Origin of the sequence: Streptomyces sp. NPDC088147, assembly GCF_044741565.1 — a bacterium.
Lineage (GTDB): Bacteria > Actinomycetota > Actinomycetes > Streptomycetales > Streptomycetaceae > Streptomyces.
The window spans coordinates 570342-592713 of the sequence record NZ_JBIUSY010000003.1 but is presented as its reverse complement, the minus strand read 5'-3'; the positions used below and the strand labels follow the sequence as shown (position 1 = coordinate 592713).

Sequence of the window (22372 nt, the reverse complement as noted above, 5' to 3'; positions counted from 1 at the left end):
ATCCCGTCGAGGGGCCTTAGCTCAGTTGGTAGAGCGCTGTCTTTGCATGGCAGATGTCAGGGGTTCGACTCCCCTAGGCTCCACAATCCGAGAGCCCACCTGACCTGCGGAAACGTAGGTCAGGTGGGCTCTCCGTGTTTATAACGTCAGCACCGCGTCAGCATCGACCTGTTTTGCGGTGCTCGGCATGGCGTACGTGAAGGACAGGGTCAGAAGCGACGGATCGGTTTATTACACCGTCATGTGGCGAGCCGGTGGGACCGCCGGGGGGAAGCAGGACTCGGAGGTCTTCGACGAGGAGGAGGATGCCAAGCGCTTCAAAGATCTGGTCAACGGGCATGGTCAGAACTGGCCCCCCGGGTGGATTCGCGGGCAGGGGTTCGTTGCCGACCGACGCCGTGCGGAGACGATGTTCGAGTCCTTCGCCCTCGCCTACGTAGGTCGCCTCACCGGCATCCAGGGCGATACGCGCGCGAAGTACAAGAAGCAAGTTCTGGACAATATGGTCCCCTGGTTCGGGCCGTACTGCGTGGAGGACGGCGAGGGGAGCATCCTCCGCTCCATGGTCCAGGACTGGGTCAACGACCTGGAGGCCGGCCGCCTCGCTCCGCTTGATCCCCCAAATCGGAAGCCCCGAACCGCGTACAAGCCGAAGACCGTCCACAACGTCCACGGCCTCCTCAGCGCGATCATGCAATCCGCCGTCGATGCAGAAACGTCACTGCGCGCTTCCAATCCCTGCGCTAAGACCCGTCTGCCCCGGCTCGACTCCACCGAGGATGAGGAAGAGATCGTCTTCCTCGAACGCGATGAGTGGGCGTGGATCTACGAATGCCTTCCCGACGACGCCAAGGACCTTGGCGAGACCATCGCGGAGACCGGCTTCCGATGGGGCGAGGTGACCGCACTCCAGCCGCGCGACCTCCGGCGGCGCAACGGCCGCCCCGCTGTCCGGGTGCAGAGGGCGTGGAAGAAGGACGAGGACGGGAAGTCTGTGCTCGGTGCTCCGAAGACTCGGAAGTCGCGCCGGACGGTCGTGATCACGCACAAGCTGGACCAGATGCTGCGGCGCCGGGCCCAGGGCTTGAAGCGGAACGACCTTCTCTTCACCGGGCCGGAGGGCAATAAATGGGACCCGGGCACCTTCCGTCGCCTGCGCTGGTTGCCCGCGATCGAACTGGCCGCCGAGAAGTACGGCCTGATCAAGCGGCCGAGAATCCATGACATCCGGCACTCGCATGCGTCGTGGCTGATCGCGGCGAAGGTGCCGCTACCCGCCATCCAACGCCGCTTGGGCCATGAGTCCATCACCACGACGGTGGACACGTACGGGCATCTGCTGGACGCGCTGGACGACGAGGTTGTGGCCGCCGTCGAATGGGCCATGGACCCAACCGCTCCGCTTCCCGGCTTCCTGGAGCGCTCCGGCCTTGCGTCCGCCACAGACCGACTCCCCCAAGTGCCCCGCCAGCCCTCCGGCCTGGCTCAGGAGACCTGGAAGGATGCCAGCGACATGCCGCAGGACGATACGGAGCATGGGGACGACCCGGTCTTCGTCGTCACGCTCGGCGGCCGGGAAGTCCCGTTCACGGACCGCCAGCACGCACAGGACGTGGCCGCCCAGTGGAACGACGACCACGAGGAAGAGACCGCGACCGTGCGGGCAGACGGTTGGTCCGAGGAGAAGATTGCCCGCCGCGGCGCCCTCCGTCGACCACGTCCCAGTCCGGCTTGATCTTCGCCGCGGCCGGGTTGGGGAACCGCCCGGAGGGTTGTGCCGGGCACAGCCCGGGTCCTTGCCGAACGGCCCGACGCCGGACAGGTCGTCGGCGCCGGACAGGCGAGCCGGCGCACTTTCGGGCGGCTCCCGCTGTCCGGGATGCGCGGGCACAGGTGCATGGGAATCTGATTAACGTCAAGCACGACGGCTCCCGAGACACCGAGACCGGGACGGCGTTGATGACTCCGACACAAGAGGTGGCGAGAACCATGATTGAGGCTACGCCCGCGGTGCCAAGCTATGCCGAGACACTGCGTGAACTCCCCACCGATCAGGGTGTTCTGAGGTACCACGAGGCAGGTGACGGTCCGCCCCTGCTGCTGCTCCACGGCTCGGGTCCCGGTGTGACCGGCTGGCGCAACTACCGGGGCAACCTCGCCGCGTTCGCCCGGCACTTCCGCTGTCTCGTCCTGGAGTTCCCCGGCTTCGGAGTAAGTGACCCGACGAACGAGCACCCGATGCTTGCCGCACCCAAGGCCGTGGTCCGATTCCTGGAGGGGCTGGGCTTGGACCGGGTCGATGTCGTGGGTAACTCCATGGGCGGGATCGTCGCAGCGAACCTGGCGATCGCGCGGCCCGGTCTGTTCCGGCGCATCGTGTCCGTGGGTGGCATCGGCCGCAACCTGTTCAGCCCGTCCCCTGGCGAGGGCATCAAGCTGCTCGTGGAGTTCGCCGAAAATCCGTCCCGGGAAGCCCTGGTCCGCTGGATGCACTCCATGGTGTACGACCCTGCGGTCGTCACGGACGAGATGGTGGAGGAGCGCTGGGCCCAGGCCACCGATCCGGACACGCTGGCCTCGGCTCGCCGTATGTTCGGGCGCGAGGCGCTGGCCGCGCTCCTCGCCGCCGATGAGGCGGGCGACCAGCCGCCGTACTGGGCCATGCTGCACAAGATCACCGTACCCACCCTCATCACCTGGGGGCGCGACGACCGGGTCAGCCCCGTGGACATGGCACTGCTGCCGATGCGCACCATGCCCAAGGCGGAGCTGCACGTCATGCCCGACTGCGGTCACTGGGTGATGATTGAACAGAAGGACGCCTGGGAGAGCGCCGTCCTGGCCTTCCTCAACCGGCCGGGTGGCGATGTCTGAGGGGCGCCCGAGCGCTGGAACCGCATAGCGGACGCGGCGGCGGCTCTCGGCTCCGACACGGAGTACGAGGATGTGGTGCAGATGCAGGGGACAGAGCGTGCCGCCGATGTGGCACGCGGCACGCTCTTTCCGCTACTTCCGCCCAAGGTGCAGCTCTTCGCCGCCGTGTCCGCCTCGCGCGTCGCGTGCTTCCTCGAGGAGGAGTGGCTGCCGGGAGAACAGGACTGCGACACAGACGCGGAAGCCATGGCGATTGCGGATGAGCGGCTCGTGGCCTTGGCTCACCGCCTCATGGAACAGCCGACACTGTGCGGAGCGATGATGCGGTCGACCGCGGCCAACTACAGCGACCAGTCGGCGCGGCAGGTACTGGTACCGGAATCGCTCCTGGACGACGCGATCCTGCGCACGCTCGGTGACGAGTACCACAGCCCGGCACGGGTCACGGCTGCGCGGATGTTCACGTACAGCTGGTGGGGCGTTCTCTTCTCGGCGCTGAGCAGGCGGACCTCTCCCGGTGAGGGGCGATACGAGATCATGCTGGCCGCGCGCCACCTGCTGGACCGGCCTCCAGAGACGCACGACGCCGCATGGGCATGACCGGCACGACCGTGTGAGGGGTGAGGCCGCTTCGGTGGGCGGCCTCACCCCTCACACATGTACGCACGGGCGCCGGAATAGCCGGCGGAGTTGTCCTGCGGCTCACGTGCCTCGGGCCCACGCTCGGCGTGTTCGGCGAGCCGCCCGCCCGAACCGCGGTCGCTGACAGCGGCATGGAGAGGCCACCGGTCTCGGGGGCGCGGGAGTTGCTGCGGCGGCCGCAGCGAAGTGAGGTTGTCGGGATCCGAGGAAACGCAGCCGGACCGGGCCGAACTCCGGCGGAGCGGGCAGCCGGAACGCACCGCGCGGCAAGAAGCCGAGCGTCTCGGTGCAGAAACGGACCGCCCCGTTTAGGTCCCCCACCGGCACCACAACATGCCCTGCGCCCAGCGTGCCGTGACGAAGCGGTTGCCGTACGGGGTGGCGATTGGGCCGTGGTCCAGAGCCGGCCATGGAAGATCTCAACCGGAGTACCGCCCGGCGCCTCGAAGGTGAGGCACGCTTCCACTCGACGCAGATCGCAGTCCTCCTGGGACAGTGGCTTGATCACGGCGGCCTCGACGGCCTGCCGCACCTGGCCGAGTACCAGATGGTCGCGGACCTCCCGGCCCACAACCTCGACCCGGTCCTCCCGACCCGGCAGGATCACGATCCGCCCGCAACGCTCGTCCATGCGCAGATACAGCGCTTCCGACTCCGGGCCGCTCCCTTCTGCGAAGCCGGCCGTCTCGAAGGCGAAGGCACGCCGGGCCGCCATGCCGGCGGCCCGGCCCCTCACGTAGCCCAGCGAACTGTGTTCCTCTCAGAATCTGATCGGTAAGCGGTATGGAAAGTGACAGGGCCACGTGGCGGAGCGCGTCAGATCAGTGCCCGCAGCGGTCCCTCGGGCTCGATTCCCATCGCGGTGAGAGCGGCGCTGTGGTAGATCGAGCCGGGGACGTGGATGGCGTGCTGGAGGCCCACATGGGCGTCGCGCCAGAAGCGCTGCATCACGTTATGCTTGCGCACCGCGTTCCCGCCGGAGTGAGCGAAGATCTCGTCGACTGCGGCCACTGCCCGCCAGGCGCAACGGGTTTGGTCGCGCCGGACGGCTGCACGGTCTTCGAAAGTGATCGGACGGCCGTTCTCGGCCTTGTCGTACAGTCTGCTGATGCCGTCGACCAGCTGCGTGCGGGAGGCGCTGATCTCGGCGGCCGCCTCCGAGATGGCGGGCAGCACGTAGGGGTCTTCCTTGATCTTCGTACCTCTCGCTGTGACGCGGTCCCGCTGGTAGTCGAGATGGGCAGCGAGCGCACCCTCGGCGGTGCCGATCACCGACGCTGTGATGCCCAGTGGGAACATGGCCCAGAACGGCAACCGGTACAGGGTGTCCGAGCGGCCCACGCGCTCCGCTGCCTTCTCGCCCTCGGAAACCTCATCGGCGTCGATGGTGCGGTAGTCGGGGACGAAGACGTCATCGACGATGACGTCCTTGCTGCCGGTTCCGCACAGGCCGATCACGTCCCAGGAGTCCGGCACGATCGTGTAGTCGGAGCGGGGCAGCACCACGTGCAGCACTTTGACCGGCTGCAGCGGTCTGCCGTCGGGGCCGGCAACCAGCGCGCCGAGGAAGATCCAGTCGCAGTGATCGGTTCCCGAGGAAAAGTTCCAGTGCCCCTTCAGGGTGTAGCCGCCGTCCACCGGGTGGCGATGCCCTGAGGCGCATACGGGGATGCGATCCAGGTGTCGGGGTTCTCACCCCAGACCTCCGCTTGGAGCTTGCGGTCCATCAGCGCCATCTCCCACGGGTGCACTCCGACGACACCGCTCACCCAGCCCGTGGACCCGCAGACGCGGGCCACCGCCATCACCGCCTCCGCGAAGTCGCGCGGGTGGGCCGCGTGGCCGCCGAAGTCCCGCGGTTGCAGAAGCCGCATCACCCCCGCCTGGCGGATGAGCTAGACACCCCGGTCGGTGAGCCTGCACAGCGCTTCCGTCTCCTCGGCCGTCGCCGCCGGGAGCGGCGAGACCTCCTCGACTCGGCGGACCACTTCGTGCGTCATCACAACCTCCGAACCTCACCGCGAACGGCCCTCTTGTGTGCCGTCGCCCGGTCGGCCCGACGCTAGAGGGGTTCGGCACCGGCCGTACGGGTGGCTCCCGCTGACCGGGACCGATCCGCTGGACCGCAGGTGCCGAGAAGGGGTTTGGGGAAGTGGCGGCATGACTCGCGGCGCCGTGGTGGCGGATGTGCGTGATTCCCCGTGCCGCTCTTTCGGGGCGCCGTCGTGCGGTGGCCGATGTGGTCTCTCACCCCGTTGGAACCTGTCCCGCGACGGCTGGTTCCACCCGTGGCCGACTTTTGACCCCGCCGTCCCGGTCAGCGGGAACGGGCCTTTCTGGACCGTCGTCCCGTTCGCACGATGACGGCCAGGAGTGACGCTGAGGGGTCGGCAGGACGTGACGCCCCAGCCGCGTGCCGCGTACAGATGGAGGAGCGATGGCAACAGTCGACTCGGACGACGATGTCCGCGTCATCGAGACCGGAACACCCCTCACCCGATACGCCCGCGGCCGGCGTTGCCCAGGCCTGGCCGACACGTTCCGGGATGGCAAGCCGCACGCTGTGCAGGCTTTCGGTACCAAGCTCGTGGTCTTCGCCGACAACACGGGCAAGCTCAACATCCTCAACGGCTACTGCCCGCATATGGCCGGCGCACGGGGCCCGCTCGCGGACCCGGAGCGGACAGCCAACGTGCAACCCCTGGTGTGCCAGAGCCGCGCCACCGCGGTGCTGGTGCGCAAGAGCAGCCTGGCGCAGACCTCCATGCAGTGGCCCGACAGCGCCGAGGGCAGCGCGGAGTTCGCCGAAGCGATCGCCACCCGCGGACGACCCCGGACCCCGGTGATTCCCACCTGCACCTGGCTGCGGGCGACGATCGAACGGACCCTACGGAACGGAGCCCTGGCGGTGGTCGACGCGTGAGCGGCGTGGTCCGCACACTGCGTGTCGCCGAGGTGACGCCGGAGACGGCCGACGCCGTCTCCGTCTCCTTCGAGACCGAAGCCGGGATTGCCGACGAACTCCGTTACAAGCCGGGCCAGTTCCTGACCCTACGGATACCAGGGCCGGACGGCTGGGTGGCCCGCTGCTACTCCCTGTCCAGCGCGCCGGGCGATCCCCGCCCGACCGTCACCGTCAAGCGGGTGCCGGGCGGCCTCGCCTCCAACTGGATCTGTGACCGGCTCCGTCCCGGTGACACCATCGAGGTGCTGCCTCCGGCCGGCCGGTTCACCCCCGCGCCGGGCCACCGCGACCTGCTACTGCTCGCGGCAGGCAGCGGCATCACCCCGGTGATGTCGATCCTGCGGTCCCGGGTCCGGGAGGGCGGCAGCGCCGTTCTGGTGTATGCCAACCGCGACGAACGGTCGGTCATCTTCGCGGCCGAACTGCGCCGTCTGACCGAGGAGTACCCGGACCGGGTCCAGGTGGTCCACTGGCTGGAGACCCTGCACGGGCTGCCTGACCTGGGTCGTCTCACGGCCCTGGTCCGGCCCTGGGCCGGAGCCGACGCCGCGTTGCTGTGCGGGCCCAAGCGGTTCATGCACACGGCGGCCGAGGCGCTGGAGGCGGCCGGCATGGACCGCTCGCGGGTGCTGTCCGAGGAGTACCAGTCGCTGACGTCGAACCCGTTCGCGGAACTGTCCGCGGCGCCCGCGCCACCGCCCGCCGACGAGGCGTGTACCGGGACGCTGACCGTCGAACTCGACGGGGAGCGCCGGACATTCCCGTGGCCGGCCCGCACCACTCTTCTCGACCTCCTTCTCGCCCAGGACCTCGACGCACCGTTCTCGTGTCGGGAGGGGTCCTGCAGCGCCTGCACCTGCCGGGTGGTCGGCGGCGAAGTGAAGCTGCTGCGCAACTCCGTGCTGATGGAGGAAGACCTCGCTGAGGGGTACGTCCTGGCCTGCCAGGCGGTGCCGCTCACTGACCAGGTGGAAGTCGTCTATGACTGAGCCGCCCGGCTCCCGAACACTGAAGGAGTTCCTATGCTGCCCAGTGCGAACATACGGACGTTCCGCGCCGTCCTGGGACAGTTCGCCACCGGAGTGACCGTGATCACCGGTCTGGACGGTGATGAGCCGGTGGGCCTGACCTGTCAGTCGTTCTCCTCGCTCTCCCTCGATCCGCCGCTCGTCCTGTTCTGCCCGGGGCACAGCTCCACGAGCTGGCCACGTATCCGCCCCTCCGGCCACTTCGGGGTCAACATACTGGCCGAGGACCAGCGCGAGGTCTGCAAGGCGTTCGGGAGTACCTACGGTCCCAAGTTCGACGCCGTCGGCTCGCGCCGCTCACCAGGCGGGACCGTCATCCTGGACGGGGTCCTCGCCTGGCTCGGGTGCGCCATCGAGGCCGTGTACGACGGCGGCGACCACGACATCGTGGTGGGCCGGGTGCGCGAAATGCGCGTCGAACGCAAGGACGCGCCGCTGCTCTACTTCAAGGGCGGTCATGACATACCAGACGCCACCCTGATGGCAAGCGGCCGCTGACAGCGCCGCGGGCCGCAGGGTGTCCGCCCCGACGATCCTCTTCGCCGGCGGTGGCATTGCCGCAGCCCTGCGTCCGGACACCCAGCCCACCGCCATGCGTCCCTGCCCCGCACGTCTACCGCACACTGGAGGTCGCTATGACACCACCCGCCCTTTTCGGACCAGCGCGGCTCGGCCCCTTGCCGCTGCGCAACAGGTTCATCAAAGCGGCGACGTTCGAGGGCATGAGCAAGGGTGCGCTGGTCAGCGACGAACTGATTGACTTCCACCGCCGCCACGCCGCGGGCGGCGTGGCCATGACCACTGTTGCCTACTGCGCCGTAGCCCCGGAGGGCCGAACCGAACGCGATCAGATCTGGATGCGCCCGGAGGCCGTTCCGGGGCTGCGCCGACTCACCGATGCGGTGCACGCCGAGGGCGCGGCGGTCTCGGCGCAGCTCGGCCACGCGGGCCCGGTGGCAGACGGCAGCTCCAACGGCGTGCCGGCCCTCGGTCCTTCGACCACGTTCAACAAGCAGTCGCTCCGACGGGTACGGCGGGCGAGCCAAACCGACATTGCACGCATCACCACGGCCCACGCCGACGCAGCACTGCACGCCGTCGAAGCCGGTTTCAACGCGGTGGAGATCCACCTCGGCCACAACTACTTCGCCAGCTCCTTTCTGAGCCCCAAGATCAACAAGCGGAAGGACGAGTACGGCGGCACGTTGGAGGGCCGTGCCAAAGTCGCCCGTAATGCTGCCCGCGCGGTCCGGGACGCTGTGGGTGACCGCATCGCTATCCTGGCCAAACTCAACATGGACGACGGCGTTCCGGGCGGACTGTGGCTGGACGAAAGCCTCCAGGTGGCCCAGTGGCTGGAGGTCGACGGCAGTGTGGATGCCCTTGAACTCACCGCGGGCAGTTCGCTGCTCAACCCGATGTACCTGTTCCGGGGCGAGGCGCCACTCACGGAGTTCGCCGCCGCGATGCGCAATCCGATCGTCCGTCAGGGCGTGCGCATGGTGGGCAAACAGTTCATCCGCAGTTATCCGTACCAAGAGGCGTATCTGCTGGAAAGCGCCCGGCAGTTCCGTGCCGCGCTCGGCCTGCCGCTGGTCCTGCTCGGCGGGGTGTCCCTGCGGGAGACCGCGGAGCGGGCCATGGCCGAAGGCTTCCAGTTCGTGGCGATGGGCAGGGCACTGCTGCGTGAACCTGACCTGATCAATCGTATGGAGAGCGAGAGCGGCACCCGGTCTCTGTGCATCCACTGCAACAAGTGCATGCCCCACCACCTTCAGTGGCACGCACTGTGTGTTGGCCGAACGCTGACGGGGAGGCCACCGGCTGGGGGCGGCCACGCGCCGCCGGACCGCGCCGTCGGCGCCGAGCAGGTCTGCTCCACCGTACCCATCACGGGGGAGCTGCGCCTCAGCAGTGCGTACCCTCGTCGTCGCGGATCTCGGTACCCGATGATGAATGAGCCGTCGGTTGAGCCGAGTTCGCGACGACGCCGGCCACGGGCTCCGGCCGCCCGAAGCCGTCGCCCGTGGCAGGAAGCAGTTTCGCGATCAGCGTGTAGTCGGCGTCCTCCGGCAGACCCGGGCCGGCGTTCTCCTTGCTGTACTCCGAGGCGAGTGCGGGGGTCATCGCCAGTCAGAACATACCCAACTGAAATAGCTTCCGAGCTAAGGGAGGATCGTCATGTCCGTCGAGTTGCGCAGGGTGCTCGGAACGTTCGCCAGCGGGGTCGTTGCCGTCACCGCCATCCACGACGAGAAGCCGGTCGGCATGGTCTGCCAGTCGTTCTCGTCGCTCTCCCTCGACCCGCCTCTGGTGCTGTTCTGCCCGGGCGAGGCCTCGACGTCCTGGCCGAAGATCCGAGCCGCGGGCAGGTTCGCGATTAATGTGCTGGCGGCCGACCAGCGTCGCCTCTGCGAAGCTCTCGCCGGGCCCCGCAAGTTCGACGGCCTCGACTGGCGCCCGGGGGTCAATGGCGCACCACTGCTGCCCGGCGCGCTCTCCTGGATCGAGGCCGACCTCGCCGACGAACTGGCTGGCGGCGACCACAGCATCGCCGTCGGCGCCGTCACCGCCTTGACGGCTGAGGGGGACGGTGCTCCGCTCCTCTTCTTCCGCAGCTCGTTCGGGACCCTGACATCTGTTCCCGGCGGAAGCGACCGAGTCCCGCGCGACCTGATCGGCGCACTGAGCGGAGACCGCTGGTTCTGATCCGGCTGTCTCCTGCGTCGGGGTCGCTGACCCTGGCGGCCAGGTCCCAGCGCGCGGCCGATGTGTGCCGATGATGCATGAGGGTGGTGTCCCGTTGGATCTGAGGGGTGCCGGCGCTCCTGAACAGTGCCGGGCTGCCCTGCGTGCTTCCGCCGGGATCACTCCACCGCCGGTTGTCCCGGCTGAACTGACCAGAACGGGCCAAGGGGGCCCGGGCGATCATTTCAGCCGGGAACGGGTACCCGACGTCCGAGCGGCTTGCTTCTTGAAGCGGGCGTAGGCTCCGCCCGTAGGCTGGGGGCGGGGCTGGGCCGCGAGGGCGTCGAGGTCGTTCAGCATGTGCTGGGCCAGGTCGCGCTCGGACTCGTAGTGCCGTTCCGACCAGCGCAGGACCATCTCGGGATAGGCCCAGTCGGAGACCTCGGCGGCGGCTTCGGCGTCGATCGCGGAGAGCTTGCGCATCTTATCGGCGTAGTCCCGGTGTTGTTCGATGACCCCGCGCAACTTCTCGGGCTCCATCAGGTGGCCGAGCCACACCCGGAGCATGACCCCGTGCTTGAGGATGGGCGGCTCGACCGGGGCGTCCCGGGCCCACCGTGTGACAACCTCCCGCCCTTCGCCGGTGATCGTGTAGACGCGCTTGCCACGTGTGCTCTCGGTCAGCTCGACGCGCGACACCGCATAGCCGGCCCTCTCCAGTCGCTTCAGCTCGCTGTAGATCTGGCTGTAGGACGGGCTCCAGTAGAAGAACTTCAGGCTCGAGTCGGCCCACTTCTTGAGGTCGTAGCCGGACAGTTCCTCTCCGAAGGAGAGCAGCCCGAGGACCGCCCAACTGGTCGGCGGCAGGGTGGGGGATTTCTCAGTCACCCCTCAAGGCTACCGAACCATGATGAAGCGGCAACGCTATATACCTGTTGGAACTATTCCTAGTCGAAATATCGAAGTTCACGTGCAGTTCTCGATGACCCTCGAGGCGCAAATCGCCAACCCCACGCCCAGATGGGCTTCGACCCGATCTGGGCGGTCGAGCACCACGGCCTTGAGCGCCATGCCCGCATGACGGCGTCCGAGGTTCTCCTCACCCGGGTGCCAGCGAAGACCTCCACGATTCGTATGGGCCACGGCGTGGTCTGCATGCCGCTCAAGTACAACCACCGGGTACGCGTCGCCGAGCGGGTCGGCATGCTCGACGTGCGCTCCGGCCGGGCCTGAACGGTGGCGAGTACCGGGCGTCATGAAGTCTCGCCGGTGGCCGGCCGCGCGCATCCGCCGTGAAGGACCGCCTGGCCCCGGCGGGAGCCGTCCCCTGGCAGGCCGTCCAGGTTGCGCCGGCATTCACTCGGCATGGCCGTGGCCCACACGTGCGGGCGCTCGCCTCGGTTAGCCCGCCTGTCGGGCCCGAAATGAGAAACCCTCCCAGCCAGCGGGAGACAGGGCAGTGTCAGCCCGTCAAACGTCCCTAGGGTCAACTGCATGCTGACACAGGACGACCGGCGGCGGGCGGCCGATCTGCTGCTTGCCGCCGAACTGCGGCGGGCACCGATCGCGCCACTCACTGAACTGTTCCCGGCGATAGACGCGGTCGACGCCTATGAGATCCAGCTGATCAACATGCGTCGGCGTTTCGAGACCGGAGCCGTGGTCAACGGGCACAAGGTCGGTCTGTCGTCGAAGGCGATGCAGCAGATGATGGGCGTCGAAGAACCTGACTACGGGCATCTGCTTGCCGAAATGGAGCTGCGGCAGGACGTCCCGGTCGTGGCTGCCCGGTACTGCTGTCCGCGCGTCGAGGTCGAGGTCGGCTTCGTTCTCGGCAAGGACTTGCCCGGCGTGGGCTGCACCGTCGAGGACGTCCTCGACGCCACCGAGCGCGTCGTGCCCGCCCTCGAACTGATCGACAGCCGGATCAGCGACTGGAAGATCGGCCTGGCCGACACCATCGCCGACAACGCGTCCTCGGCCGGATATGTGATCGGAGAGGGCGTCGTCCCGGACAGCCTCGACCTCACAGCGATCGAAGCGACCCTCTACCGCGACGGCGAGCATGTCGTCGCAGGCCGCTCCGACGCCGTGCTCGGCAACCCCGTCACCGCTGTCGCCTGGCTGGCCGGCAAGGTCGCCTCCTTCGGGGTCCGGCTGCATGCCGGGCACGTGATCCTGCCAGGCTCCTGCACTCGCGCTATCGACGTCGCCGCTGGTCAGACGTTCACCGCCGAGTTCACCGGCCTCGGTTCCGTCTCGCTCACCTTCACGTAAAGGAGCGCCCCGTGGCCAAAGCCACCGCGGCCATCGTCGGGCCCGGCAACATCGGCACCGACCTGCTCTACAAGCTGCTGCGCAGCGACCGCATCGAACCCCGTTACATGGTCGGCGTCGATCCGGAGTCCGAGGGCCTGAAAAGGGCCGCGCACCTCGGCCTGGAAAGCAGCCACGAGGGCATCGACTGGCTGCTTTCCCGTACGGAGCTGCCCGATCTGGTCTTCGAGGCCACCAGCGCCTACGTGCACCGGGCCGCGGCCCCCCGCTACCGGGAGGCGGGCATCCGGGCGATCGACCTCACCCCGGCCGCCGTCGGACCTGCCGTGGTACCCCCTGCGAATCTCACCGAACACCTCGACGCGGACAACGTCTCGCTGATCACCTGCGGCGGGCAGGCGACGATCCCGATGGTCCACGCGGTGTCGCGGGTCGTCCCGGTCGAGTACGCGGAGATCGTGGCCTCGGTGGCGTCGCAGAGTGCGGGGCCGGGCACGCGCGCCAATATCGACGAGTTCACCAAGACCACGCGGTGCGGCATCGAGGTGATCGGCGGCGCCCGCCGGGGCAAGGCGATCATCATCCTCAACCCGGCCGACCCGCCGCCCCTCATGCGTGACACGGTCTTCTGCGCCATCCCTGCCGACGCCGACCGCGACAAGATCACCGAGTCGGTTCACCAGATCGCCGCCGATGTCGCTGTCTACGTACCCGGCTACCGGCTGTGCGGCGATCCCCAGTTCGACGACCCCACCCCGGTCTCCGGCGGACTCGCCCGGGTGGCGATCTTCCTGGAGGTCGAGGGCGCGGGGGACTTTCTGCCGCCCTACGCAGGAAACCTCGACATCATGACGGCCGCCGCCACCAAGGTCGGCGAAGAGTTCGCCAAACGCATCGCGGGAGCCTGACATGCCTTACAACAACGAGTGGGACATCCGCGTCACCGACTCGTCCCTGCGCGACGGCTCTCACGCCAAGCGCCACCAGTTCACCGTCGAGCATGTCGTGGACATCGTCTCCGCCCTCGATGAAGCAGGCGTGCCCGTCATCGAGGTCACCCACGGCGACGGTCTCGGGGGCTCCTCCTTCAACTACGGATTCTCCAAGACGCCCGAACAAGAGCTCATCAAGGCCGCGGTGAAGACGGCCCGTCAGGCGAAGATCGCTTTCCTGATGCTGCCCGGGCTCGGCGTCAAGGAGGACATCCGCGAGGCCGCGGACAACGGAGCGTCGATCTGCCGGATCGCCACCCACTGCACCGAGGCCGATGTGTCGATCCAGCACTTCGGTCTGGCTCGCGAACTGGGCCTGGAGACCGTCGGCTTCCTGATGATGTCCCACAGCCGGCCGCCCGAGGTGCTCGCGAGGCAGGCGCGGATCATGGCCGACGCCGGCTGCCAGTGCGTTTACGTCGTCGACAGCGCGGGCGCCCTGATCCTGGAACAGACCACCGACCGGATCGCCGCCCTGGTCGCCGAACTCGGCGACGACGCCCAAGTCGGCTTCCACGGGCACGAGAACCTGGGCCTCGGCGTCGCCAACAGCGTCGCTGCCGTCCGCGCGGGCGCCCTCCAGATCGACGGCTCCGTCCGCAGGTTCGGCGCGGGTGCGGGCAACACACCCGTCGAGGCATTCGCCGCAGTCTGCGAGAAGCTCGGCTTCCGTACCGGCATCGACGTCATGAAAATCGTCGACGCGGCCGAGGACGTCGTCCGTCCCGTCATGGACGACGAGTGCACCTTGGGCCGCATGGAGCTCATGATGGGGTACGCGGGTGTCTACTCCAGCTTCCTCAAGCACGCCGCCCAGCACGCCGACCGCTATGGCGTCTCCGGCGCGGAGATCCTCGTCCGCGCCGGCCGGCGCAACCTTGTCGGCGGGCAGGAGGATCAGCTCATCGACATCGCTCTGGAGATCGCCGGGCAGGGCTGACGCCCCCGGCCGCCCGACGGGGTCGGTGCAGCCCTCACATCCAGCCGCTGCGCGGCGTCCAGGCGACAATCCCGCTCAGCTCGACTTCGTCGGGGATATTGGTATCACCTGCTCGGTCTCTGGCGGACCGTCAAGACCCCGGCCGGGGGATCCCGTGCTGGTCCAGCAAGTTCTGGAAGGCGGCCGGCGGCCGGGACGGGGGTCCTTCTCCGGTCGGCGGCCGTCGGCTGAGGCGCTCGACATTTGCGGCGATGGCTGTGAACACGTGCTGTAGGTGGGCTTTCTGCTGTCCCCGCTAGTGGCAGCGGCGCATGCCGTGTCCGTGAGCGAGCTCGTTGACGGTGCCTTCCACTCCGGAGCGGACCGAATAGCGGGCCTGCCATTCGGGTGTCTGTTGCCCGGCGCGGACGCGGAGTTGCAGATCGCGGAGTTCTCGCGGGGGAAAGCCGACTGTTCGGGCGCTGTCGGCGATGGTCGAGCAGCGGATCGGACCGGACAGGGGCGGCACTGGCTCTTGGTGAACGGTGCCACGATGCGGGCCGTCGGGTCGTAGGCCGAGACGACTGCGACGGCTGAGCGCGGCAGCCCGCCGTCCTCAGCGGTGCGCCGGCGCAGGCGGCCCGCCCCGTCGCGGCAGTAGTTCTGCACCATCATCTGCCGCAGGCCAGCGCGTACGTGAAATCGATGCGGCAGCGAACCGCCTCGGTCGCCTGCCGATCCGACAGACCGAGCAGGAACCGCAGCACACACGGTGGCCGGCTGAGCGGGCGAGGAGACCCGGACGGCCGTCACGCGGATACCGGTCGGCGAAGTCCTCGTCACGCCACAGCCCGCCCAGGCGGTCTCTCACTCACATCGCCGCCGTACCACCCGGGTCGCTCGCCCGCGCCATCTGCACGGTCGGAGAAGGAACTTGCTCACCCGAACGGGCATGGAGCGACAACGGACACCTCGACAACTGCGTCGGGCCTTGAACAGCGCCGAGCATGCCCGTCGATCATGCCGCCCCGCCGGGGATCGCCAAGGTCCCCGGCGGAGTCGGGCTCAGCGCATCCTCGGGCCGGACCAGACCTGGCCGGCCCGGTCCGGTCGTGGTGGTTCCGCCGACGGGACGGGGCCGCGGTGCCCCGGGACGAACAGGGCGTGCCGGGTCTGGCGCGCCGTGACCAGCAGCGGTGGGATCAGAGCCTGCAGCTTGATCCGGCTGGGTGCACCCGCGAGGGAAATGGCGGCGATGGCACGGCCCGTGGCATCCCGGAGCGGCGCCGCGACACAGACGATGCCCCGGTAGTTCTCCTCGCGGTCGAAGGCCACACCGCGTTCCCGGATCTGGGCGAGTTCACGGCGGAACGCGTGGGGATCGGTGATGGTGAAAGGCGTCCGGGCGGGCAGGCCCGTCTTGAGGATCTCGTCCAGCTCGTCCTCGTCGGCGAAAGACAGCATCGCTTTTCCCGCGCTGGTGCAGTAGGCGGGCTGGCGGCCGCCCAGGCGTGAGGGAATGCGGTTGTCGGGAGAGCCGCCGATCTTCTCCAGGTAGACGATCTCGTGTCCGTCCAGGATGGAGAGGTGGACCAGGGCACCGGTGCTGCTGTGCAGATTGTGCAGATAGGGGAGTGAGGCGTCGCGGAGCCAGTTCTGATGGGCGGCGAGCGCGCCCAGCTCGATCAGCCTGAGGCCGAGCCGGTATTTGGCACCCGTGCGCTCCAGTCCTTTGAGCTGGACGAGTTGGTCGAGGATCCGGTGCACCGAGGATCGCGGCAGGCCTGTGCGGCGCACCACGTCCATCAACGACAGCTCCGGCGTGGACGTGTTGAAGGAATACAGGATCAGTGCGGCCCGCGCGAGCATCGAGCTGCCGATGTCGGGTCCGCTGGCGGCGGGGACTGCCATGTCGACTCCTGTCCGTCCGGTGGGCGGAACCGACCGGCTTTCCCGATCTTGAACGCGGCGCCCGCATGGCTGGACTTCATCGGTGGGCGCTCGGTCTCCCGCTGAGCGGGATGTTCCTATTCCTAATAGGAACACCCCGCTTAACGTATCCGCAACGGGTCCGTGAGCTGGCTCACAGGACGCACGGAGTAAGGAGCGCGAATTGAGCGAGCAAGTATTCGAGGTCGTCCGTTCCCTCGTCCCGGTCATCCGCGAGCGGGCCGCCGAGGCGGAAGCAGCCCGGCGGGTTCCCGAAGCGACGATCGAGGAGCTGTCCGACGCCGGCTTCTTCCGGTTGCTGCAGCCGAAGCGCTACGGGGGGCTGGAAGCCGACCCTGTGCTCTTCTACACCGCCGTCAAGGAGATCGCTGCCGCCTGCGGCTCGACCGGCTGGGTCGCCTCGGTCGTCGGAGTCCACTCCTGGCAACTCGGCCTGTTCCCGGACGAGGCGCAGCATGAGGTCTGGGGCCATGACCAGAGCGCCCGCATCTCCTCCTCCTATGCGCCGACCGGCCGGATCACGCCGGTCGACGGCGGCTTCAGGGTCAGCGGCCGCTGGAGCTTTTCCTCCGGCTGTGACCACGCCCAGTGGGTGTTCCTGGGAGGCCTGATCCCGGGCCCCGACGGTACCCCCGTCGACATGCGCACCCTCCTGCTGCCCCGCACCGACTACAAGATCGACGACGTCTGGGACACCGTCGGCCTGCGCGGTACGGGCAGCAACGACATTGTGGTCGAGGACGTATTCGTCCCCGAGCACCGGACTCTCAGCTTCGCGAACACGAGTGCCCTGGACTGCCCCGGTAACGAGGTCAACACCTCCCCGCTCTACCGGCTCCCGTTCGCTGCCATGTTCACCACGACGATCTCCGCCCCGATCGTCGGCATAGGGCAGAGCGCCCTCGACGCCTACCTCCAGGCCACGAAGGAACGCATCCGCCTCTCCTACGGCGGCCAGAAGGTGGCCGAGGACCCGCACGCCCAGGTGCGTATCGCCACCGCCGCCAGCGAGATCGACGCCGCTTGGCTCCAGCTCTCCCGCAACATCGCCGAGCAGCTCCGGCTGACCGAGGCGGGGGAGGATCTCCCGCTGGAGCTCCGCCTGGCCACCCGGCGTGACCAGGTGATGGCCACTCAGCGCGTGATCAAGGCCGTCGACCTGCTGTTCGAGAACGCGGGCGGGCACGCACTCAAGGCCGGCAACCCGGTCCAGCGGGCCTGGCGCGATGCCCACGCGGGCCGTGTCCACGTCGCCAACGACCCGGAGCGCGCGCTCGCCATGTACGGCAAGGGCGCGCTCGGTCTCGAAGTGACGGACGTGATGCTGTGACTGAGGGAACCGCGAAGAACGGCCTGTTCTACACCGAAGAGGGTGACGGAAATCCGCTGATCATGCTGCACGGCGGCGGGCCCGGCGCGTCCGGGGTCAGCAACTTCGGCGCCAATCTGCCGGTGTTCGGCGAGCGGTTCCGCACCCTGCTGGTGGACCAGCCCGGCTACGGCCGTTCGGTGAAGCCCGAACGCTTCGAGAAGCAGTTCTTCACCGCCGCCGCGGAAGCGGTCGTCGAGCTGATGGATGAACTGGGCATCGACAAGGCCCATGTCCTGGGCAACTCCCTGGGCGGCGGCACCGCCGCCCGGATGGCGATCAACCATCCGGACCGGGTCGACAGGCTCGTCCTCATGGGCCCGGGTGGGGTAAGCCTCAACGTGCTGGCCGCTGACCCCACCGAGGGCATCAGGCGGCTGTTCGATTTTTCGGCGGACCCGACACGCGAGGGTCTCGTCGCCTTCCTGACGGCCCTCGCCCACGATCCGGCACTGGTGACCGAGGATCTCATCGCCAAACGCCTCGCCTCGGCGACCGACCCCGAGACCGTACGTGGCAATGCCGCGATGGCCGCGACCTTCGCGAACCCCGGGATGGCCGAGGAGGGGATGCTCTGGCGCGAGGCTTACAAGATCCGCCACGAGACGCTGCTGACCTGGGGCCGCGAGGACCGCGTCAACCCCTTGGACGGCGCGCTCGTCGCCCTGAAGACCATCCCGAACGCGCGGCTGCATGTCTTCCCGCACAGCGGCCACTGGGCCCAGACCGAGCGTTTCGACGAGTTCAACCGTGTCACTCTCAACTTCCTGGAGTCCTGAATGATCACTTCCCTCGGTTACCTGCGCTTCGAGACCGCCGACCTCGAAAAGTGGCGTTCGTTCGGCGCCGACGTGCTCGGCCTCGAGACCGTCACCGGTCCGGACGACAACGCCCTGTACTTCCGGCATGACGAATACGCCAACCGGTTCACGTTCCTGCCCGGCGAGAGCGACCGGCTGCTGGCCGCCGGCTGGGAAGTCGCCAACGCGGCGGCATTGCGTGAGACCGTCGAACGGCTGGAGAAGGCGGGCCACACCGTCACCCCTGGCACCGCGGAGGAGGCCGCCGACCGTCGTGTCGAGGCACTTGTCCACGTGAACGACCCCAACGGCAACCACCTGGAGATCTACTACTCCCCGGCGATGAACCACGCGCCGCAGGCAAACCCGTACGGCAACAAGTTCCTGGCAGGGAACCTCGGGCTCGGCCACATCGTATTGTCGGCCGCCGACATCGAGGCGTCCTTCTCCTTCTACACCGAGCTGCTGGGCTTCCGCCACCGCGACTCCCTGCGCTTCCCGGCCGTCGCGTTCGGTGGGCCGGAAGGCCAGCTGAACTGGGTGCGGTTCCTCGGCGTCAACCCGCGCCACCACAGCCTCGGCCTGTGCGAGGCCCCGATGCCGGGCATGATCTTCCACTTCATGCTGGAGCTGTCCAGCCTGGACGAGGTCGGCCGCGGCCTCGACCGCGTCCACAAGGCGGGCTACGACGTCCAGCAGTCCCTCGGCCGCCACACCAACGACAGGATGGTCTCCTTCTACGCTGCCACTCCCGGCCCCTTCCAGGTCGAGTACGGCTGCGACGCGATCCTCGTCGACGATGCCGACTGGACCGTCAAGGAGATCACCGAGGACGCGTACTGGGGTCACAAGTGACCTTGCCGGTCCCACTGGCCACCGGTGACCGCCGCAGCGCCGGGAAAGGCGTCGCGGCGGTACTCGGGGATGCTGCCGACTCCGAGCTCCTCGGTCACAGAGGCTGGAGGCTCATCGCGGCGGAGCCGGCCGAGCGATACGGAGTCACCGATCCGGGCGGGGCCAAGGCCGTCTCGCCGCGCGCCGTTCCAGGAGGTCAGGCATGAGCACCCACTGGGATCACGAGTACGACGTGGTGGTCGTTGGATCGGGCGCGGGGGGCCTCGCCGCGGCAACGGTCGCACGACTGCGCGGGCTGTCCTCTCTGGTGGTGGAGAAGACCGACAAGTACGGCGGGTCGAGCGCGCTGTCCGGCGGAGTCATCTGGGTGCCGAACAACGTCTACCTGGAGCGGGCGGGCGAGCACGACACCCTGGAGAACGCCCGCAATTACCTGGACGCGACCGTCGGAGACCGCGTACCGGCCGCCCGTAGGGAGGCGTACCTCACGCGCGGCCCGGAGATGGTCGAGTTCTTCGACCGAAAGAGCCCGCACGTGCGGTTCATCCACACACCCGGCTACCCCGACTACTACCCGGAGACTCCCGGTGGGAAGCCGCAGGGACGGTCCGTCGAACCGTGCATCATTGACGGCAAGAAGCTCGGCCCCGAGTTCAGGAACATGCGCCGGGCCGGGCTGCCCACGCACGGGCTGACGTTGACCTCGGCCGACTTCCCCAAGCTCAACATGGTCATGCGCACCTGGAAGGGCAAGAAGACCGCCCTGCTCGTGGGCCTCCGGGCCGTCAGGGCCCTGCTCACCGGGCGGAAGTTGCTGTCGCTCGGTGAGGCGCTGGTGGCACGGCTGCGGCTGGCGCTCCGGGAGGCCAGGGGGGAGCTGTGGCTGTCCACACCGTTCCAGGACCTCGTCGTGGAGGACGGCCGCGTCACCGGGATCAGGGTGATGCGGAACGGGAAGGAGATCTCGATCCGTGCTCGCGGGGGAGTGATCCTCGCGGCAGGAGGCTTCTCGCGCGACCAGACGTTGCGGGAGCAGTACTTGCCGAAGCCGACGAAGGCCGAGTGGAGCCATGCGTCCGAAGGGCAGACCGGCGACGCTCTGCGGGCAGGCCTCGCCGCCGGAGCCGCGGTCGACCTGATGGACAAGGTGTGGGGCGCCCCCTCGGTGCCGACCCCTGACGGGAAGCTGTTCTTCCTCGTTGCCGACCGGGCCATCCCGTCGATGGTCATCGTGGACGCCGACGGCGAGCGGTACGTCAAGGAAACCCTGCCGTACCACGAGTTCCTCGATCAGATGTACGCCCACGGTGAGAAGGCCATGACCTCGTGGATGATCATCGACGAGTGGGCGCACAAGAAGTACATCTGGGTGGGCCTGCTCCCGGGGCAGCCGTTCCCGAGGGACTGGAAGGCCACCGGGTTCCTCAAGACCGGTACGACACTCGAGGAACTGGCGCCCCAGATCGGCGTACCCGCCGGCAACCTCAAGGCGACCGTCGAGCGGTTCAACACGATGGCCGCCAACGCCAAGGACGAGGAATTCGGCCGCGGTGACAGTGCCTACGACAACTACTACGGTGACCCGACGCTGCCGAACCCCAATCTCAGGCCGCTGAAGGGCTCGTTCTACGCGGTGCCCATCGTCCCCGGAGACATCGGCACCAAAGGCGGCCTCGTCACGGATGTCGAGGCGCGCGTTCTGCGGCCGGACGGCTCGGTGATCGAGGGCCTGTACGCCACCGGCAACGTCTCGGCCGCCGTCATGGGTGAGACCTACCCCGGACCGGGCGCGACGCTCGGACCCTCGATGACCTTCGGCTATGTCGCTGCCACCCACATCGCTGCGCAGGGAGTCAAGAAATGAACCACCGCGTCATCGAGGCGGCCCCGCCGCCCGCCAGGTTTGCCCGCGGCTGGCACTGCCTCGGCATCGCCGAGTCCTTCAAGGACGGCAAGCCCCACGCCGTCGAGGCGTTCGGCACCAAGCTCGTCGTCTTCCAGGGCGGCGACGGAGAGCTGAAGGTCCTCAACGGCTACTGCCCGCACATGGGTGGCGACCTCACGCAGGGCACGGTCAAGGGCAACGCCGTCGCCTGTCCGTTCCACGACTGGCGGTGGGACGGCGACGGCAAGTGCGCTGGCATCCCCTACGCCAACCGAGTCCCGCGCGGGGCCCGCACCCAGGCGTGGCTGACCCTGGAGCAGAACAAACAGCTGTTCGTCTACCACGACCCGCAGGGCAACCCGCCGCCGCCCGAGGTCACCATTCCTCGGATCGAGGGGGCGTACAGCGACGAGTGGTCGTCCTGGACCTGGAACCAGCTGCGCGTGGACGGTTCACACTGCCGGGAGATCGTCGACAACGTGGTGGACATGGCGCACTTCTACTACGTGCACTACGCGCTGCCGACATACTTCAAGAACATCTTCGAGGGGCACGTCGCGACCCAGTACTTCGACGGAGTGTCCCGCGAGGACGCCTCCCTCGGGCTGGTGCCGGGCGCGGAGACCCAGAAAATCACCCAGCGGTCGGAGTCGGCCTACTACGGGCCGTCCTACATGATCGACTACCTCTGGAACGAGGCCTCGGGCAAGACCGTCGAGACCGTGCTGATCAACTGTCACTACCCGATCTCCGACAACGGCTTCATGCTCCAGTGGGGAGCGATCGTCAAGAAATTCCCGGGCATGTCCGACGAAGACGCGGACGCGATGGCCGCGCAGGTGGCCGAGGGCGTCGGGCTCGGTTTTCTGCAGGACGTCGAGATCTGGAAGAACAAGACGGCCATCGACAATCCGCTGCTGAGCGACCAGGACGGGCCTGTTTACCAGCTGCGACGCTGGTACCAGCAGTTCTACGTGGACGTCGAGGACGTCACGCCCGACATGGTCAACCGGTTCGAGTTCGAGATCGACACCGACCGGGCGGTCGACGCGTGGGAGAAGGAGGTCGCGGAGAACGTTGCCAACGGCGTCTCCTACTCCATGATCCCGCAGTCGGCGCGGGGTTAGG

23 protein-coding genes, 1 tRNA gene and 2 pseudogenes are annotated in these 22372 nt (G+C 68.1%); 18 read left to right on the top strand and 8 right to left on the bottom strand.

From position 1 onward, the window contains the following. The first annotated feature begins 10 nt into the window (after positions 1-10). The 4 genes from ACIOGX_RS13505 to ACIOGX_RS13490 all read left to right on the top strand — a co-directional run bounded on the left by ACIOGX_RS13505 (position 11) and on the right by ACIOGX_RS13490 (position 3474). Positions 11-83, top strand: a tRNA-Ala gene (locus tag ACIOGX_RS13505). Positions 84-187: 104 nt separating this feature from the next. Beyond that, positions 188-1735, top strand: a complete 1548-nt coding sequence (locus tag ACIOGX_RS13500) for a site-specific integrase (protein ID WP_356508905.1) — start codon at positions 188-190, stop codon at positions 1733-1735. 254 nt (positions 1736-1989) lie between these two features. Continuing rightward, positions 1990-2874 carry an alpha/beta fold hydrolase gene (locus ACIOGX_RS13495; protein ID WP_401912799.1) on the top strand — a complete coding sequence of 295 codons (885 nt, stop codon included), beginning with the start codon at positions 1990-1992 and terminating at the stop codon, positions 2872-2874. Positions 2875-2946: 72 nt separating this feature from the next. Then, complete coding sequence (locus ACIOGX_RS13490; RefSeq protein ID WP_401912796.1) at positions 2947-3474, top strand: hypothetical protein; 528 nt, start codon at positions 2947-2949, stop codon at positions 3472-3474. A 102-nt stretch (positions 3475-3576) separates the two neighbouring features. On the opposite strand, the gene ACIOGX_RS13485 is transcribed toward ACIOGX_RS13490, so the two are convergent. The 4 genes and pseudogenes from ACIOGX_RS13485 to ACIOGX_RS13470 form a co-directional block, all read right to left on the bottom strand. After that, the gene (locus ACIOGX_RS13485) at positions 3577-3927 is read right to left on the bottom strand and encodes a VOC family protein (protein WP_401913398.1); all 351 of its coding nucleotides are present in this window, start codon (positions 3925-3927) and stop codon (positions 3577-3579) included. A gap of 241 nt (positions 3928-4168) precedes the next feature. Beyond that, a pseudogene (locus tag ACIOGX_RS13480) lies at positions 4169-4231 on the bottom strand (hypothetical protein); the annotation flags it as partial. Between the two features lie 101 nt (positions 4232-4332). After that, a complete protein-coding gene (locus ACIOGX_RS13475) occupies positions 4333-5154 on the bottom strand; it encodes an acyl-CoA dehydrogenase family protein (RefSeq protein WP_356508895.1) in 822 nt (273 codons plus the stop codon). After that, positions 5133-5390: a hypothetical protein gene (locus tag ACIOGX_RS13470; RefSeq protein WP_401912793.1), complete on the bottom strand. Its 258-nt coding sequence runs from the start codon at positions 5388-5390 to the stop codon at positions 5133-5135. The genes ACIOGX_RS13475 and ACIOGX_RS13470 overlap by 22 nt, the downstream gene beginning before the upstream one ends. A gap of 563 nt (positions 5391-5953) precedes the next feature. On the opposite strand from ACIOGX_RS13470, the gene ACIOGX_RS13465 reads away from it, so the two are divergent. The 4 genes and pseudogenes from ACIOGX_RS13465 to ACIOGX_RS13450 all read left to right on the top strand — a co-directional run bounded on the left by ACIOGX_RS13465 (position 5954) and on the right by ACIOGX_RS13450 (position 9318). After that, positions 5954-6439 (top strand): Rieske 2Fe-2S domain-containing protein, encoded by a 486-nt coding sequence (locus tag ACIOGX_RS13465; RefSeq protein ID WP_356508892.1) that lies wholly within the window; start codon positions 5954-5956, stop codon positions 6437-6439. Then, positions 6436-7470 (top strand): ferredoxin--NADP reductase, encoded by a 1035-nt coding sequence (locus ACIOGX_RS13460; protein WP_356508890.1) that lies wholly within the window; start codon positions 6436-6438, stop codon positions 7468-7470. Before ACIOGX_RS13465 ends, ACIOGX_RS13460 begins: the two co-directional genes overlap by 4 nt. A 33-nt stretch (positions 7471-7503) precedes the next feature. Then, positions 7504-8007, top strand: coding sequence for a flavin reductase family protein (locus ACIOGX_RS13455; protein ID WP_401912790.1), 504 nt, complete (start codon positions 7504-7506; stop codon positions 8005-8007). Between the two features lie 137 nt (positions 8008-8144). Beyond that, positions 8145-9318: pseudogene (locus ACIOGX_RS13450) on the top strand (NADH:flavin oxidoreductase). A 99-nt stretch (positions 9319-9417) separates the two neighbouring features. Here ACIOGX_RS13450 and ACIOGX_RS13445 read toward each other — a convergent pair. Then, positions 9418-9636: a hypothetical protein gene (locus ACIOGX_RS13445; RefSeq protein WP_356508885.1), complete on the bottom strand. Its 219-nt coding sequence runs from the start codon at positions 9634-9636 to the stop codon at positions 9418-9420. Positions 9637-9690: 54 nt separating this feature from the next. Between ACIOGX_RS13445 and ACIOGX_RS13440 the strand changes: the two genes are divergently transcribed. Next, the gene (locus tag ACIOGX_RS13440; RefSeq protein WP_356508883.1) at positions 9691-10218 is read left to right on the top strand and encodes a flavin reductase family protein; all 528 of its coding nucleotides are present in this window, start codon (positions 9691-9693) and stop codon (positions 10216-10218) included. Positions 10219-10437: 219 nt separating this feature from the next. On the opposite strand, the gene ACIOGX_RS13435 is transcribed toward ACIOGX_RS13440, so the two are convergent. After that, on the bottom strand, positions 10438-11085 hold the full coding sequence (locus ACIOGX_RS13435) for a PadR family transcriptional regulator (protein WP_356508881.1): 648 nt from the start codon (positions 11083-11085) through the stop codon (positions 10438-10440). 132 nt (positions 11086-11217) lie between these two features. Here ACIOGX_RS13435 and ACIOGX_RS13430 point away from each other — a divergent pair, with 132 nt between their 5' ends. The 4 genes from ACIOGX_RS13430 (at position 11218) to dmpG (ending at position 14406) form a co-directional block, all read left to right on the top strand. Beyond that, on the top strand, positions 11218-11430 hold the full coding sequence (locus ACIOGX_RS13430; RefSeq protein ID WP_401912786.1) for a hypothetical protein: 213 nt from the start codon (positions 11218-11220) through the stop codon (positions 11428-11430). Between the two features lie 261 nt (positions 11431-11691). Then, complete coding sequence (locus ACIOGX_RS13425; protein ID WP_356508877.1) at positions 11692-12474, top strand: 2-keto-4-pentenoate hydratase; 783 nt, start codon at positions 11692-11694, stop codon at positions 12472-12474. An 11-nt stretch (positions 12475-12485) separates the two neighbouring features. Continuing rightward, complete coding sequence (locus ACIOGX_RS13420) at positions 12486-13382, top strand: acetaldehyde dehydrogenase (acetylating) (RefSeq protein WP_129770022.1); 897 nt, start codon at positions 12486-12488, stop codon at positions 13380-13382. 1 nt (position 13383) lies between these two features. Beyond that, on the top strand, positions 13384-14406 hold the full coding sequence (gene dmpG / locus ACIOGX_RS13415; protein WP_356508875.1) for a 4-hydroxy-2-oxovalerate aldolase: 1023 nt from the start codon (positions 13384-13386) through the stop codon (positions 14404-14406). A gap of 295 nt (positions 14407-14701) precedes the next feature. On the opposite strand, the gene ACIOGX_RS13410 is transcribed toward dmpG, so the two are convergent. Then, positions 14702-14914, bottom strand: coding sequence for a transposase (locus ACIOGX_RS13410; protein WP_356508873.1), 213 nt, complete (start codon positions 14912-14914; stop codon positions 14702-14704). 536 nt (positions 14915-15450) lie between these two features. After that, positions 15451-16296 carry an IclR family transcriptional regulator gene (locus tag ACIOGX_RS13405; RefSeq protein WP_356508871.1) on the bottom strand — a complete coding sequence of 282 codons (846 nt, stop codon included), beginning with the start codon at positions 16294-16296 and terminating at the stop codon, positions 15451-15453. 202 nt (positions 16297-16498) lie between these two features. On the opposite strand from ACIOGX_RS13405, the gene hsaA reads away from it, so the two are divergent. The 5 genes from hsaA (at position 16499) to ACIOGX_RS13380 (ending at position 22371) form a co-directional block, all read left to right on the top strand. After that, entirely contained in the window at positions 16499-17665 is a 1167-nt protein-coding gene (hsaA, locus tag ACIOGX_RS13400) for a 3-hydroxy-9,10-secoandrosta-1,3,5(10)-triene-9,17-dione monooxygenase oxygenase subunit (protein WP_356508869.1), read from the top strand. Beyond that, on the top strand, positions 17662-18483 hold the full coding sequence (gene hsaD / locus ACIOGX_RS13395) for a 4,5:9,10-diseco-3-hydroxy-5,9,17-trioxoandrosta-1(10),2-diene-4-oate hydrolase (protein ID WP_401912780.1): 822 nt from the start codon (positions 17662-17664) through the stop codon (positions 18481-18483). Before hsaA ends, hsaD begins: the two co-directional genes overlap by 4 nt. Further along, a complete protein-coding gene (locus tag ACIOGX_RS13390; RefSeq protein WP_356508865.1) occupies positions 18484-19359 on the top strand; it encodes a VOC family protein in 876 nt (291 codons plus the stop codon). 202 nt (positions 19360-19561) lie between these two features. Continuing rightward, complete coding sequence (locus ACIOGX_RS13385; protein WP_401765616.1) at positions 19562-21223, top strand: FAD-dependent oxidoreductase; 1662 nt, start codon at positions 19562-19564, stop codon at positions 21221-21223. Further along, positions 21220-22371, top strand: coding sequence for a Rieske 2Fe-2S domain-containing protein (locus tag ACIOGX_RS13380; protein WP_356508861.1), 1152 nt, complete (start codon positions 21220-21222; stop codon positions 22369-22371). Before ACIOGX_RS13385 ends, ACIOGX_RS13380 begins: the two co-directional genes overlap by 4 nt. The last annotated feature ends 1 nt before the right edge of the window (position 22372 follow it).

Coding starts and splice junctions, on each gene's coding strand:
- ACIOGX_RS13470 (WP_401912793.1), bottom strand. CDS start 5,390: ATGCGGCTTCTGCAACCGCGGGACTTCGGCGGCCACGCGGCCCACCCG.
- ACIOGX_RS13465 (WP_356508892.1), top strand. CDS start 5,954: ATGGCAACAGTCGACTCGGACGACGATGTCCGCGTCATCGAGACCGGA.
- ACIOGX_RS13425 (WP_356508877.1), top strand. CDS start 11,692: ATGCTGACACAGGACGACCGGCGGCGGGCGGCCGATCTGCTGCTTGCC.
- ACIOGX_RS13495 (WP_401912799.1), top strand. CDS start 1,990: ATGATTGAGGCTACGCCCGCGGTGCCAAGCTATGCCGAGACACTGCGT.
- ACIOGX_RS13500 (WP_356508905.1), top strand. CDS start 188: ATGGCGTACGTGAAGGACAGGGTCAGAAGCGACGGATCGGTTTATTAC.
- ACIOGX_RS13430 (WP_401912786.1), top strand. CDS start 11,218: ATGGGCTTCGACCCGATCTGGGCGGTCGAGCACCACGGCCTTGAGCGC.
- ACIOGX_RS13390 (WP_356508865.1), top strand. CDS start 18,484: ATGATCACTTCCCTCGGTTACCTGCGCTTCGAGACCGCCGACCTCGAA.
- dmpG (WP_356508875.1), top strand. CDS start 13,384: ATGCCTTACAACAACGAGTGGGACATCCGCGTCACCGACTCGTCCCTG.
- ACIOGX_RS13405 (WP_356508871.1), bottom strand. CDS start 16,296: ATGGCAGTCCCCGCCGCCAGCGGACCCGACATCGGCAGCTCGATGCTC.
- ACIOGX_RS13380 (WP_356508861.1), top strand. CDS start 21,220: ATGAACCACCGCGTCATCGAGGCGGCCCCGCCGCCCGCCAGGTTTGCC.
- ACIOGX_RS13455 (WP_401912790.1), top strand. CDS start 7,504: ATGCTGCCCAGTGCGAACATACGGACGTTCCGCGCCGTCCTGGGACAG.
- ACIOGX_RS13385 (WP_401765616.1), top strand. CDS start 19,562: ATGAGCACCCACTGGGATCACGAGTACGACGTGGTGGTCGTTGGATCG.
- ACIOGX_RS13445 (WP_356508885.1), bottom strand. CDS start 9,636: ATGACCCCCGCACTCGCCTCGGAGTACAGCAAGGAGAACGCCGGCCCG.
- ACIOGX_RS13485 (WP_401913398.1), bottom strand. CDS start 3,927: ATGGCCGGCTCTGGACCACGGCCCAATCGCCACCCCGTACGGCAACCG.
- ACIOGX_RS13440 (WP_356508883.1), top strand. CDS start 9,691: ATGTCCGTCGAGTTGCGCAGGGTGCTCGGAACGTTCGCCAGCGGGGTC.